This is a genomic window from Cupriavidus sp. H19C3 (genome assembly GCF_049393815.1).
Lineage (GTDB): Bacteria > Pseudomonadota > Gammaproteobacteria > Burkholderiales > Burkholderiaceae > Cupriavidus.
In genome coordinates this window covers 909,482-921,718 of the sequence record NZ_CP184985.1, presented here as the reverse complement: position 1 = coordinate 921,718, position 12,237 = coordinate 909,482, and the positions used below count along the sequence as shown (strand labels likewise).

The 12,237-nt window shown below is 67.3% G+C and carries 13 protein-coding genes; 7 read left to right on the top strand and 6 right to left on the bottom strand.

Annotated elements, in window-relative coordinates:
* Positions 1-53: 53 nt before the first annotated feature.
* On the top strand, positions 54-1,037 hold the full coding sequence (locus tag DFLDMN_RS04160) for a tripartite tricarboxylate transporter substrate-binding protein (protein WP_423197239.1): 984 nt from the start codon (positions 54-56) through the stop codon (positions 1,035-1,037).
* 80 nt (positions 1,038-1,117) lie between these two features.
* A complete protein-coding gene (locus DFLDMN_RS04155; protein ID WP_423197238.1) occupies positions 1,118-1,555 on the top strand; it encodes a YbgC/FadM family acyl-CoA thioesterase in 438 nt (145 codons plus the stop codon).
* Positions 1,556-1,606: 51 nt separating this feature from the next.
* Here the strand turns inward: DFLDMN_RS04155 and DFLDMN_RS04150 are convergent, their stop codons facing one another.
* Together DFLDMN_RS04150 and DFLDMN_RS04145 are read right to left on the bottom strand one after the other, a co-directional pair.
* Positions 1,607-2,530, bottom strand: a complete 924-nt coding sequence (locus tag DFLDMN_RS04150; RefSeq protein WP_423197237.1) for an amidohydrolase family protein — start codon at positions 2,528-2,530, stop codon at positions 1,607-1,609.
* A gap of 102 nt (positions 2,531-2,632) precedes the next feature.
* On the bottom strand, positions 2,633-3,886 hold the full coding sequence (locus tag DFLDMN_RS04145; protein WP_423197236.1) for an MFS transporter: 1,254 nt from the start codon (positions 3,884-3,886) through the stop codon (positions 2,633-2,635).
* A gap of 181 nt (positions 3,887-4,067) precedes the next feature.
* On the opposite strand from DFLDMN_RS04145, the gene DFLDMN_RS04140 reads away from it, so the two are divergent.
* Positions 4,068-4,949, top strand: a complete 882-nt coding sequence (locus DFLDMN_RS04140; protein WP_423197235.1) for a LysR family transcriptional regulator — start codon at positions 4,068-4,070, stop codon at positions 4,947-4,949.
* A gap of 163 nt (positions 4,950-5,112) precedes the next feature.
* Here the strand turns inward: DFLDMN_RS04140 and otnI are convergent, their stop codons facing one another.
* The 4 genes from otnI to DFLDMN_RS04120 all read right to left on the bottom strand — a co-directional run bounded on the left by otnI (position 5,113) and on the right by DFLDMN_RS04120 (position 8,635).
* Entirely contained in the window at positions 5,113-5,895 is a 783-nt protein-coding gene (otnI, locus tag DFLDMN_RS04135) for a 2-oxo-tetronate isomerase (RefSeq protein WP_423197234.1), read from the bottom strand.
* 161 nt (positions 5,896-6,056) lie between these two features.
* Entirely contained in the window at positions 6,057-6,905 is an 849-nt protein-coding gene (locus DFLDMN_RS04130; RefSeq protein ID WP_423197233.1) for an NRDE family protein, read from the bottom strand.
* Positions 6,906-7,101: 196 nt separating this feature from the next.
* On the bottom strand, positions 7,102-7,392 hold the full coding sequence (locus tag DFLDMN_RS04125; RefSeq protein WP_423198306.1) for a DUF4936 family protein: 291 nt from the start codon (positions 7,390-7,392) through the stop codon (positions 7,102-7,104).
* A gap of 241 nt (positions 7,393-7,633) precedes the next feature.
* Positions 7,634-8,635 carry a YgfZ/GcvT domain-containing protein gene (locus tag DFLDMN_RS04120; RefSeq protein WP_423197232.1) on the bottom strand — a complete coding sequence of 334 codons (1,002 nt, stop codon included), beginning with the start codon at positions 8,633-8,635 and terminating at the stop codon, positions 7,634-7,636.
* Between the two features lie 328 nt (positions 8,636-8,963).
* Between DFLDMN_RS04120 and mltG the strand changes: the two genes are divergently transcribed.
* The 4 genes from mltG (at position 8,964) to DFLDMN_RS04100 (ending at position 12,236) form a co-directional block, all read left to right on the top strand.
* Positions 8,964-9,959: an endolytic transglycosylase MltG gene (gene mltG, locus DFLDMN_RS04115; protein ID WP_423197231.1), complete on the top strand. Its 996-nt coding sequence runs from the start codon at positions 8,964-8,966 to the stop codon at positions 9,957-9,959.
* Between the two features lie 6 nt (positions 9,960-9,965).
* A complete protein-coding gene (tmk, locus tag DFLDMN_RS04110) occupies positions 9,966-10,577 on the top strand; it encodes a dTMP kinase (protein ID WP_423197230.1) in 612 nt (203 codons plus the stop codon).
* Positions 10,578-10,663: 86 nt separating this feature from the next.
* Positions 10,664-11,683: a DNA polymerase III subunit delta' gene (locus tag DFLDMN_RS04105; protein ID WP_423197229.1), complete on the top strand. Its 1,020-nt coding sequence runs from the start codon at positions 10,664-10,666 to the stop codon at positions 11,681-11,683.
* A gap of 145 nt (positions 11,684-11,828) precedes the next feature.
* Positions 11,829-12,236: a PilZ domain-containing protein gene (locus DFLDMN_RS04100; RefSeq protein ID WP_423197228.1), complete on the top strand. Its 408-nt coding sequence runs from the start codon at positions 11,829-11,831 to the stop codon at positions 12,234-12,236.
* The last annotated feature ends 1 nt before the right edge of the window (position 12,237 follow it).

The following is a 12,237-nucleotide window of genomic DNA, read 5'->3' as shown; positions in this document are numbered from 1 at the left end:
TTTTTCACAAAGCACGTGCTGTACCGCAGCATGAAAGAAGGAGACAGGAAAGTATGCAACGCCGTCAATTCATTTCCCGCGCAGGCCTGCTGGCCGCGGTGGCCAGCTTCGGCTTGGGTGCCATGCCGGCCCATGCGCAGGCCGACAAATTTCCGCAGCGGCCGATTCGGCTGGTGATCGGCTACACGGCGGGCGGGTCCACCGATATTCCGTTCCGGGTACTGGCCGAGAATGCCTCGAAGATCCTGGGCCAGCCGGTGATCGTCGAGAACAAGCCCGGCGCCGGCGGGGTTCTGCCCGCGCAGCTGATGCAATCGGCGGCGCCGGATGGCTACACGCTCGCGCAGGTGCCGCTGCCGGTATTCCGCCTGCCGTACACCACCAAGATCAATTGGGACCCGGTCAAGGATCTCAGCTACGTGATCAACCTGGCCGGCTATTCGTTCGGCCTGGTGGTGCCGGCCGATTCGCCGATCAAGACCATGCAGGACTACATCGCCTACGCCAAGGCCAACCCGGGCAAGCTGACCTATGGCACGCCGGGCGCGATGACCACGCTGCATATCACCATGGAGGAGCTCGCGCTCAACCAGGGTGTGCAGTTCTCCCACGTGCCGTACAAGGGCAACTCCGAGTCGATGCAGGCGCTGCTGGGCGGCCATGTGATGTCGGTGGCCGATACGCCGGCGTGGGCGCCTTATGTCGAGTCGGGCAAGTGGCGCCTGCTGTCGACCTGGGGCGACAAGCGGTCGGCGCGCTTCCCCAATGTGCCGACGCTGAAGGAACTCGGCATGGGCATCGTGCAGACCTCGCCGTTCGGGCTGGTGGTGCCCAAGGGCACCGACCCCAAGATCGTGCAGAAGCTGCATGACGCGTTCAAGCAGGCGATGGAAATGCCGAACTACCGCGAATCGCTGGCCAAGTTCGATATGGAACCGTTCTACATGAGCAGCCAGCAATACACGCAGTTTGCCGCCGAGACGGTCAAGCGCGAGAAGGCCATTATCGAGAAGCTGGGTCTGGCCAAGCTGCAGTAACGTTTGCCGCCACGCTCCCGCAGCGTCCCTGAGCCCCCCGGGCGGCGAGTGCCGCCCGGCAATACGGAGCCGTCGCCGTCATGGCCAAAGCCGATTTTCGCCACAGCATGCCGCTGCGCGTGCGCTGGGCCGAGGTCGATCCGCAATCGATCGTCTTCAACGCCCATTACCTGACCTACTGCGATATCTGCGTGACCGAATACTGGCGCGCGCTCGGCATCCGCTATCCCGAGGACGTGCTGGGTGCCCATGGCGTCGACATCTTCGTGGTCAAGTCCACGCTCGAATACCATGCGTCGGCACGCTTCGACGACTCGCTCGATATCCGCGGCCGCATGGCGCGCCTGGGCCGTTCGAGCATGCTGTTTCGCGTGGAGATGTATCGCGGCGACGAGCATCTGATCACCGGCGAGATCGTCTATGTGTGCGCGGATCCGGCCACACAGAAGTCCGCGCCGATTCCGGGACCGGTGCGCGAGATCATCGAGGGTTACGAGGTGGTACGGCCGCTCGCGTAGGCGGCCACGGGCGCGCGCACCTGCTGCGGCCGCGCCACCGCGGACCTCTCGCTATGGCAGCCGGAACAGCGTGCGCGCCGCGTCGCACAATACGATCTTGCGCGTGAACGCGTCCGGAATCCACCGCTCCAGTGCGGCACGCGCTGCCGCATAGTCGATCACGTCGCGGTGCTGGGTATGCGGCCAGTCGCTGCCCCACACCAGCCGCGTGGGACCGAACGCATCGAGCAGCCGCGCGGTCAGCACGGCGCCAAGCTCGCTGCCGGCGGCAGCGCGCACGCTGCGATACGACGCCGACCGATACGCCGCCGACCGATACGCCGCCGACAGCTTGACCCACACCTGGCCCGTCGACGCCACCGAGCACAGGTAATCGAGCCCCGGGTCGCGTGCGCCAAGGTCCGGATCGGGCCGGCCGAAATGGTCGATCACGATCGTGCAGCGCTGCTCCAGCAGCGCGGGCAGCAGGGCGGACAGGTCGCTCGCGCCGCGATGGATCTCCACATGCCAGCCCAGCGCATTGATGCGTGCGAACAGCGCCGGCCAGGCACCGCCGCGCAGATCGGGTAGCGGCAGGCCGATCAGATTCAGGCGCAGGCCGACCACGCCCGCGTCGGCCAGGTTCTGGAGCGCGACGTCGCAGATGCCGGGCTCGACCACGGCCACCCCGCGAAAGCGGTGCCGATAGCGCCGCAGCACGTCGAGAAAGAACGAATTGTCGGTCCCGAGGAAGCTGGGCTGGACCAGCACGCCATGCGAGAGACCCTGCACGCGCAGGTGAGTGACATAGTCGTCGAGCGTGGCGTCGTAGTCGGGCGCATGGCGTCGCTCGGCCGCCAGCGGCAGGCCGCGCACAAACACATGCGCATGGCTGTCGACGCCTTCGACGGGGGCGGCGGTGCCGGCCAGCCAGCGGACATTGTCGGCGCCGAGCGCCTCGACGCCAGCCATTGCCGCGGTAGGAAGACGGTCCATCGTGGATGCGATTCAGGCGCGCCGCGGACACGTTGGTCGGGCGCGCAGTTCAGGCACGGGTTTCAGACACATGCTGCGGGCACGTGGCTCGGGCACACGCGTTCAGGCCCGTTGCGCGGCAGCCTCGGGAACCGGCTGCGTTTGCGCACGCGGCAGGAACAGCGCCGCCACCACCACCAGGCCATACGCGATGCCCGCATCGATGCCAAGCGCGGTGCCGAGCGGCATCGAGTTGCCCATATGGCCCACCAGGAACGGGAACACCGCGGCGACGATGCGGCCGAAGTTGTAGCAGAAGCCCACCCCGGTACCGCGCACCCCTTGCGGATACAGCTCGTTGAACAACGCGCCCATGGTGGCCGGAATGCCGGCGGAGAACAGGCCAAGCGGGAAGCTCAGGAACAGCATGCCCAGGTCGCCGATCGGCAGCAGCGCATAGAGGTTGACCGTGATGGCACAGGCCAGCGCGAAGAAGATCACGTTCCAGCGGCGGCCGATCCTGTCCTGCAGCCAGGCGCTGACAAAGCAGCCGATGATGAACGAGACGATCACGACGGCGAGATAGCCACCGGTGCCGAGCACGGACAGATGCCGTTCGGTCTTGAGGTACGTCGGCAGCCATGTGGTCACCGCGTGGTAGCCGCCGTGCGCGCCGAGGCCGATCAGGCCGCCGACAATGGTCTGGCGCAGCACCGAAGGATGAAAGATGCCGACCAGGATCGCCATCGCGCTCTGCTTTTTCACCGGGTCCTGCACGCTTCGGGTCTCGCGCGGCGGCTCGACGATATTGCGGCGCAGGTAGAGCACCAGGCAGGCCGGAATCACGCCGATGGCGAACAGCACGCGCCATGCCCAGTCCGGCGATACCCACGAGAACACCACGGTGTAGAGCAGAACGGCGCCGGCCCAGCCGAAGCCCCACGCGCTTTGCACGATACCCATGGCCTTGCCGCGATGGCGCGCGCGAATGGTTTCGCTCAGCAGCACCGAGCCTGCCGTCCATTCGCCGCCAAAGCCGAGGCCCTGCAGCGCCTTCAGCACGAGCAGTTGTTCATAGTTCTGGGCAAAGGCGCACAGGAAGGTGAACAGCGAGAACCAGACCACCGTGATCTGCAACGCGCGGACGCGGCCGACGCGATCGGACAGCACGCCCGCCAGCAGGCCGCCCAGCGCACCCCCGACCAGCGTGACGCCCCCGATCAGGCCGGCCTGTCCCTTGCCGATGCCCCAGGTGGCGATCAGGGTCGGAATCACGAGGCTGAACAACTGCGCATCGATGGCGTCGAGCGCCCAACCGGCGAAGCAGCCCCACAACGTGCGCTTCTCCGTGGACGATATCTCGCGGTACCAGTTCATGTGTCTCTCCTGTGCCACCCGTCAGCGGCGCGGTCTTGTTGTGCGTACGCTTGCGGCTGCAAGGCGCTGATGGCCGCATTCTATGCAGGCAGATATCCGGTGCATACTATGGAAACGTTTATCTTTCATATCATTCTGATATGCTCGTGCGCCACTGGATCAGGCGCGGACAGGACCCGGAATGGAGACGCGAAACCTCAAGTACTTCCTCGCCGTGGTTGACGCGGGTAGCGTGACCCGCGCCGCCGAGGCCCTCGACATTGCCCAGCCCGCCTTGAGCCAGGCCTTGACGCGCATGGAGCGCGACCTCGGCGTCAAGCTCTTCGAGCGCACGCGGCGTGGCGCCGCGCTGACCGCGGCCGGGGAGGCCATGGTCGAGGACGTGCGGCTCAGCGTGGCACGCATCGACGCGGCCTCGCACCGCGCGCGCGAGATCGGCGCGCAGCGCGGCGGCCGGCTGACCGTCGGCTTTGTCTCGGCCGCGCTGTTCAGCCTGCTGCCGCGCGCCATCGCGGCGCTGCGGCGCGAGGTGCCCAATATCGAGCTGGTGCTCCGGGAAATGAGCAACGCCGAGCAGGCCAGCGCGCTCGAGAAGGGCAATATCGATATCGGCCTGCTGCACACGCCGGTGGCGGTGGGCGGCCGCATGCGCGAGAAGCTGATCGTGCGCGAGCGGCTGCTGGCGGTGGTACCCAATACGTACGAGGTGGCCGCCGACGGCCAGGTCGGCCTGCGCGAGTTGTCGGACCTCGGCCTGGTGTGGTTTCCCGGCGATCAGTTGCCGGTGATTCGCGCCGGTATCCTCAGTGCGTTTCGCAAGGCTGGCTGCGAGGCCAATGTGGTGCAGGACGCCAATCGCTCGCTGACGGTCCTGGCCTGCGTGGCGGCCGGGTGCGGCGCGTCGTTGCTGCCACGATCGGTTACCGCGCTGCAGTTTGCCGGCGTGAGTTTCCACGATGTGCGCGATGGCGATAATCTGCCACCGTTCGAGTTAAGCGCGATCTGGCCGACGCGCTCGCGGGCGACGCTGGCCGATCGCTTTGCGGCGCTGCTGGCGGCGTGAAGTGGGGCGACGGACGAGGGACGAGGGACGAGGGGCGAGGGACGACGGACGGGGGACGGGGGACGGGGGACGGGGCGACCAGTGGGCGGAAGCCCGTCCCGTCGTCACACGCCCGCATCCTCCCGGTAGGCACCGCCGGTCATCAATATCCGCATGCGGTGTCTCAGCGCTTGAGATATGGCCTGGCCCAGCCGAGCCCAGCCGAGGTACCGGCACGCGGCCGGTACTCGCAGCCGATCCAGCCGTCATAGCCGAGGCCGTCGATGACGTCGAACAGGTACGGGTAATTGACCTCGCCGAGGTCCGGCTCGTGCCGCTCGGGCACGCCCGCGATCTGGATATGGCCGATGCCGGCCATATCGCGCTTGAGCTTGACCGCGAGGTCGCCTTCCATGATCTGGCAGTGATAGCAGTCGAACTGCACGCGCAGGTTGGCCGCGCCCACCTGCGCGCAGATGGCATGGGCATCGTCCTGCCGGCTCAGGAAATAGCCGGGCATGTCGCGCGTATTGATCGGCTCGATCAGCACCGTGAGGCCATGCTTTGCGGCGGACGCCGCGGCATAGGCCAGGTTCTCCAGATAGACCGCACGGCAGCGCGCGGCGTCGGCATCGGAGGCCACGATGCCGGCCATCACGTGTACACGCTCGTTGCCGAGCACGGCCGCATATTCGAGGGCCTGCGCAAAGCCCGTGCGAAATTCGGTCTCGCGGCCGGGCAGGGCGGCGGTGCCGCGCTCGCCCGTGGCCCAGTTGCCCGGCGGCGCGTTGAACAGGACCTGCGTCAGCCCGTTGTCGTCAAGGCGGCGGCGAATCTCCGCGGCAGGATGTTCGAACGGGAACAGATACTCCACGGCCTGGAAGCCGTCCGACGCGGCGGCGGCAAAGCGGTCCAGAAAGCCGTGCTCTTGGTACATCATCGACAGGTTCGCGGCAAAGCGCGGCATGGATGTCTCCTCGTTGCGGGGCGGCGATGGACCGGGCCCGAGACTGGTCTGGAATGCTGCTCCTGATTGTCGCCGTATTGTGGGCGAAGCGCGCGGCGCTGCAAAGCCCCGGACGCGCGCGTTACCAGCGCGCCTGGAACGTGTTGCGGCATGGAGGCAGGTCAGCGCGGTGCCGGTACGTCCGGATCGCGCGCCATGTCGAGCTGGCCGCGGTAGCTGACTTCGCCGATCTGGCCCTCCGCGCCAAAGCTGCGCTCGCTGAAGTCGAAGCGGCCGTCGTGCCGCACGCGCAGCAGCGTGCTGGCGCGCGTGCCATAGCTCGGCGAGCGGATAAACGCCGACGACAGCACGCGCTCCCATTCGTAGGACACGCCGGTCGAGGGCAATTCGAAATCGAGCGCCTGGCGCTCGTCGCCCAGCATCTGCAGATAGGGCTCGGCGCTGGCACCGCTGTCGCCACGGTCGGCAGCGAGTACCTCGCACATCGCGCCCACGCGGCTGCGCACCTTGGGCCACGGCGTATCGAGCAGCGCGTTGGACAGGCCATACACGCCCGGCGTGAGCCGTTGCGGCTGGCGCGACGGCGCGCGGTTGCTGTACCACCACAGGTCATGCATGTCGCTGGCCAGCAGGTTGAAGCCGTTGTACGCGCCATGGTCGCGTGCAAGCGCGTTGAGATAGTCCCTGGGCGCCTGCTCGCCGCGCAGGAAATGCGAGACGAGCTCGCCGCGCGAGCGCGCATCGACGCGCTTCTCGGACGGCGCGCGGAAATTGGTCAGGGCCGCGAAGCGCGCACCCGACCACGTATCCTGCCCGGGCAGATTGGCAATGCCCATCCACGTGCCCGCATCGCCGATCACTTCGGCGAGGTCACGGCCACCCAGCACGTGCGGGGCATCGTGCCACCAGTGCGCGGGCGCCGCGGGGCGCGCATAGAATTCGTCGCGGTTGCCGGCCACCACCAGGGCATAGTCCGGGTGAGCGTGCCAGGCGACCAGAATGAGGCACATGTCTCGTGTCCTTCTTTACGTATTGCGTATTGCCTGCGTGTCCGTCTGCGTGTGTCTACGCCGTGCCTGTGTGTCTACGTGCGTGTCTACGTGCGTGTCGGCGTGGGTGTCGGCGCAGGTGGTGCGAACCCGAGGCGACCGCCACATGGCTTGCCGCGCATCGACGCCGCATCGGCGAGCCACGATCCCGGCGCGCCTACAGCGCATCGAGATCGACAAAGCGCTCGGCCTGCCGCTCGCCACTGATCCAGCTTGCCAATCCGCTCTGCCGCCACAGCCCGTCGAGCGTTGCATCGAACGCGGGCGGCACATCGGCATAGCATTCCATCCACGTCTGCACGCCGGCCCGGGTCTCGGGCCTGCGCATCAGCGTACCACCAATCCCGGTCGCCTCGGCGACCGTTTCCATCCAGCGATGCCACTGCGGCAGGGCCTCGGCCGCGCGCGCCTCGGGCACGCGAAAATACACGAACAGATGATCGCTCACGGCGTGCCTCCCCTGCATGCGCACAAATCGATGCGCATCGATAAATGTGCTCGGTCTGATGCGCTCGATGTGGTGCGCATCCATCTGACGCGTTCGATCGGTGCGTTCGATCGGTGCGATCGATCGGTGCGCTCGATCGGTGCGCTCGATCGGTGCGGTCGATCGGTGCGGTCGATCGGTGCGGTCGATCTGGTGCGCTCCAGATCGCGGCTGGCGGTTGGCGTTGCATGCGGTTTGCCGCTCAGCCTGCCTCATTGGGCAGCGGCACATCGTACGGCAGCGCACGCGTGACCAGGGCCGGACCATCGGCCGCCCCCAGGCGCAGCGCGCCTGCGGCGGCGTCGATCTTGAGCTCGGCCAGGCCGTCCCAGCCGCCGTCCGGCGCGGCCGTGGCATTGACGATCATGCCGCACGGCTGCCCGGCTTCCTCGGGACGGAAGACCTCGGCCGCCGGCGCGGGCACGGCACCTTCGCCATGCACTCGCCACATGCGCCGCTTGAGCGTGCCGCGATACTGGCTGCGCGCCACGACTTCCTGCCCCGGATAGCACCCCTTGCGGAAATTCACGCCGCCGATCAATTCGAAGTTGATCATCTGCGGCACGAATTGTTCCTGCGTGGCCGCCACGATGCGCGGCAGGCCGGCCTCCACCTCGAGCCAGTCCCACACCTCGCTGCCCGCGCTGGCCAGCGTCCGGGCCAGGCTCGCGCGCAGCGCTTCGCTTCGTTCGGCTGCCAGCGCCACCTGCCAGCGCGGCTGGCCGGCGCCGTCGGGCAGGCGGATAACGGTCACGCCGTCGGCGCTGGCCGCCGCGAACGCCTGCGCCGGCGCGGGCAGGCCTGCGGCGGCGAGCGCGCTGGCCGCCTGCGGCCCTGCCACGCCGAGCAACCGCGTCTGTGCCGAGATGTCCGTGAGCCGCGCCTTCGCGCGCACGACGAACATGGTCAGGCGTTTCTGGATCGGGGCAAGGATGTCGGCCGAGAGTTGCAGCACGATGCCGTCGGCATCGCGCCACATCAGGAAGCTGGCCTGCAGCCGGCCCTTGGCCGAGCAGAAGCCGGCCAGCCGCGCGGTGGCAGGGGACAGGTCTTCCACCGCGTTGGTCAGCTGGCTATGGAGAAAATTCGCGGCGTCGTCGCCGCTCACACGGATCAGGCCGACGCCGGCGGGCGCGCAGACGATGCCGGTTGTGCGCAGGGCATCGATGCTGGACGAGAGAGGCGGGAATTCGTTTGCGGTCATGCGGTCATGCGATCAGGATTGACGTCATTCGGCACCCTCGTGCATATGGGGGTGATGGCGCCATCAACAATGACGGAGTGGGACGGATTGGCGACACGATAGCTAACACGATCGGTGTCACCTGAGGCGACACCTGAGGCGACACCTTGGGCGACACCTTGTATGACACATCAAGCGACGCCCCGGCCAGGCTGGGCCCCGAAGTGCCGGTACGCTCTCGTGGCGGCGCAAGGCTCCCGGTATTATATGGGGCTTGCGCCATGCCAGCCGGCTGCCATCCGATCCCGACCCGCCGGTGGGGGCATGGCGCGATTCCAATGAAGACAAGATGAAACGTTTCTTCCTGCGCCTGGTCGGGTTACTCGTGGTCGTGGCGATTGCCGCCGCCGGTGGCTTTGCCTGGTGGGCCAATCAACCGCTGACCCTCGCTGCCTCGCCCGTCGAGGTGATCATCAAGCCTAACTCCGCCGTGACCAGCGTGGCGCGCCAGATCCAGCGCGGCGGCGTGCCAGTCGATGCCCGCCTGTTCGTGCTGCTGGCGCGCATTACCGGGCAGGGCGCAAGCCTCAAGGCCGGCGGCTACCAGTTCGAATCGGGCGTGACCCCGCTCCAGGTGCTCGACAAGCTCGCGCGCGGCGAGGTCACGCACTATGTGGTTACGGTGATCGAGGGCTGGGAGTTCCGCAAGATGCGCGCGGCGGTGGACGCCAATCCCGCCTTGCGCCACGACACGCTCGGCATGAGCGACGCCGACCTGATGCGCGCGATCGGCGCCCCCGAGCCGTCGCCGGAGGGGATGTTCTTTCCCGATACCTACCTGTTTGCGCGCGGCAGCAGCGACGTGGAGCTGTACCGGCATGCCTATCGCGCCATGCAGAAGCGCCTGACGGATGCATGGAATGCGCGCGCCCCGGATCTGCCGTACAAGACGCCTTACGAGGCGCTGGTCATGGCCTCGATCGTCGAGAAGGAGACCGGGCAGGCCACCGAGCGGCCGATGATCGCGGCGGTGTTCGTCAACCGGTTGCGCAAGAACATGATGCTGCAGACCGACCCGACCGTGATCTACGGCATTGGCGAGCATTTCGACGGCAACCTGCGCAAGCGCGACCTGCAGACCGACACCCCGTACAATACGTACACCCGTGCCGGGCTGCCGCCGACCCCGATCGCGTTGCCGGGGCTGGCATCGCTGGCCGCGGCCACTACGCCGGCACCGTCGGACGCGCTGTACTTCGTGGCGCGCGGCGATGGCAGCAGTCATTTTTCCAGTTCCCTTCCCGAACACAATCGCGCGGTGGACAAGTTCCAACGCGGCAAATAAGGCTTCATGCGAGGCAAATTCATCACTTTCGAAGGCATCGACGGGGCGGGCAAGAGCACGCATATCGAGTGGGTGGCCGAGCGCCTGCGCGCGCGCCCGGGCAACGGCGCCGTGGTCACGACCCGCGAGCCGGGCGGCACGCCGCTGGGCGAGGACCTGCGCCAGTTGCTGCTGCATCGCCCCATGCATCTGGAGACCGAGGCGTTGCTGATGTTCGCGGCGCGCCGCGAACATATCGCCGAGGTGATCGCGCCCGCGCTGGAACGCGGCGACTGGGTGATATCGGACCGCTTTACCGACGCCACCTTTGCCTACCAGGGCGGCGGGCGGGGCCTGGCAACGGCGCGGCTCGAGGTGCTCGAGCAATGGGTGCAGGGCGACCTCCAGCCCGACCTGACCCTGCTGTTCGACGTGCCGCTGGAGACCGCGAGCGAACGGCTGGCCGCCTCACGCGCGCCGGACAAGTTCGAAGCCGAGTCGCGCGCATTCTTTGCGCGGACCCGGGCCGAGTACCTGCGCCGGGCCGCGCAATCGCCGGCGCGCTTCCGCGTCATCGATGCCACGCGCTCCATCGAGGATATTCGGGTCGAACTTGAGAAAATTCTCACAACGCTTTGAATTGAAACCAGTATATTGCTGCTGTGATGTCTGGTGCCGGTGCTGAGAAAGCACATGAGAGCCAGCCGCTAACTGACTGAGACGCAATGCTTTATCCCTGGCAACGAGAAGACTGGCAACGGTTGGCCGACCTGCGCGGCCGGCTGCCGCATGCGTTGCTTCTGCATGGGCAGCAAGGCATCGGCAAGCGCGATCTGGCGCTCCATTTTGCGCAGGGGCTGCTGTGCGAAGCGCCGCTCGGCGACGGTCAGCCCTGCGGCAAGTGTGGTGCCTGTCACTGGTTCAGCCAGGGCAATCATCCGGATTTCACCGTCGTGCGGCCCGAAGCGCTGGAGGCCGGCGCCGATGGCGAAGGCGAGACCGAGGGCGGCAGCAAGAAAAAGGCACCCAGCAAGATCATCCGCATGGAGCAGGTGCGTAGCCTGATCGAGGCCGTGGGCGTGGGGACACACCGGGCCGGGCTGCGCGTGGTGGTGGTGTACCCGCTCGATGCGTTGCAGACCGAGGGTGCCAACGCCCTGCTCAAGACACTGGAGGAGCCACCGCCGTCGACAGTGTTCCTGCTCGTGACGGACCGGCTCGATCGCGTGCTGCCGACCATTCTGTCGCGCTGCCGCCAGTTTGGCGTGACACGGCCCTCGCACGCGGCGGCGCTGGGCTGGCTGGCAAGCCAGGGGGTGGCCGATGCGGAGGCACAGCTGGCGCTGGCCGGCGGCGCGCCGCTGACCGCGCTGCATGCCGCCGAAGCGGAGGAGCAACCGCTGCAGCGCTGGCTGGTCGGCCAGCTTGGCAGTGGCGCCGCGTTCGACGCCTTGTCTGCGGCAGATCAAGTGCAGAAGCTTCCGGTGCCGGCCGTGCTTGGCATCCTGCAGCGCTGGACGTACGATCTGCTGGCGGTGCGGCTCGATGCCAGGAGCGGCAAGGCGGTGCGCTACTTTCCCAAGGAACATGCGGTGCTCGCGCGCTGCGCGCAGGCCACCGATGCGCATCGGTTGCAGGGTTTTGCGGCACGGCTGGTCGCCCATCGGCGCCACGAGAATCATCCCCTGGCGGCGCGGCTGGTGATGGAGTCGGTGTTTCTCGACTACCGCCAGCTGTTTCGTTAGGGTGTCGCCATTGCCGGGTCCGGCAGGCGGCCAATTCGTTGGTCGTTGGTCGTTGGTCGTTGATCGGTGGTCGTAAGCCGGTTGCCGGCGTCATTGGTTTATTCATATAGGCCGCGCGAGAGCGGCCAGCAAACCTGGGGTCATCATGAATACTGCAGTCACGGGGGCGCCGACGCGCCCGGTAGCGGCGGGGCCGGCGACGGCCGGCGCCGCGGCGCCATCGCGGCCGAATGTACTGTCGCTGTCGATCAAGGACCAGGCGGGCCTGTATGCGGCCTATATGCCGTTCCTGACGCGCGGCGGCATCTTCGTGCCATCCAACCGGCCGTTCCGGCTGGGCGAGCAGGTGTTCCTCGTGCTGTCGTTGCTGGACCGCCAGAAATATCAGATTGCCGGCGAGGTGGCATGGATCACCCCTGCCGGTACGCCGCTGAAGACGCCCGGCGTGGGGGTGCACCTGCCCGACGACGATAACGGCCGGAACCTGCGCAAGGCGGTCGAGGAAATCCTCGGCAAGGCGATCGAATCGGGCCGCCCGACGCAGACGCTGTAGC

Coding starts and splice junctions, on each gene's coding strand:
- otnI (WP_423197234.1), bottom strand. CDS start 5,895: ATGCCGCGCTTTGCCGCGAACCTGTCGATGATGTACCAAGAGCACGGC.
- DFLDMN_RS04155 (WP_423197238.1), top strand. CDS start 1,118: ATGGCCAAAGCCGATTTTCGCCACAGCATGCCGCTGCGCGTGCGCTGG.
- DFLDMN_RS04145 (WP_423197236.1), bottom strand. CDS start 3,886: ATGAACTGGTACCGCGAGATATCGTCCACGGAGAAGCGCACGTTGTGG.
- DFLDMN_RS04100 (WP_423197228.1), top strand. CDS start 11,829: ATGAATACTGCAGTCACGGGGGCGCCGACGCGCCCGGTAGCGGCGGGG.
- DFLDMN_RS04160 (WP_423197239.1), top strand. CDS start 54: ATGCAACGCCGTCAATTCATTTCCCGCGCAGGCCTGCTGGCCGCGGTG.
- tmk (WP_423197230.1), top strand. CDS start 9,966: ATGCGAGGCAAATTCATCACTTTCGAAGGCATCGACGGGGCGGGCAAG.
- mltG (WP_423197231.1), top strand. CDS start 8,964: ATGAAACGTTTCTTCCTGCGCCTGGTCGGGTTACTCGTGGTCGTGGCG.
- DFLDMN_RS04120 (WP_423197232.1), bottom strand. CDS start 8,635: ATGACCGCAAACGAATTCCCGCCTCTCTCGTCCAGCATCGATGCCCTG.
- DFLDMN_RS04105 (WP_423197229.1), top strand. CDS start 10,664: ATGCTTTATCCCTGGCAACGAGAAGACTGGCAACGGTTGGCCGACCTG.
- DFLDMN_RS04140 (WP_423197235.1), top strand. CDS start 4,068: ATGGAGACGCGAAACCTCAAGTACTTCCTCGCCGTGGTTGACGCGGGT.
- DFLDMN_RS04130 (WP_423197233.1), bottom strand. CDS start 6,905: ATGTGCCTCATTCTGGTCGCCTGGCACGCTCACCCGGACTATGCCCTG.
- DFLDMN_RS04150 (WP_423197237.1), bottom strand. CDS start 2,530: ATGGACCGTCTTCCTACCGCGGCAATGGCTGGCGTCGAGGCGCTCGGC.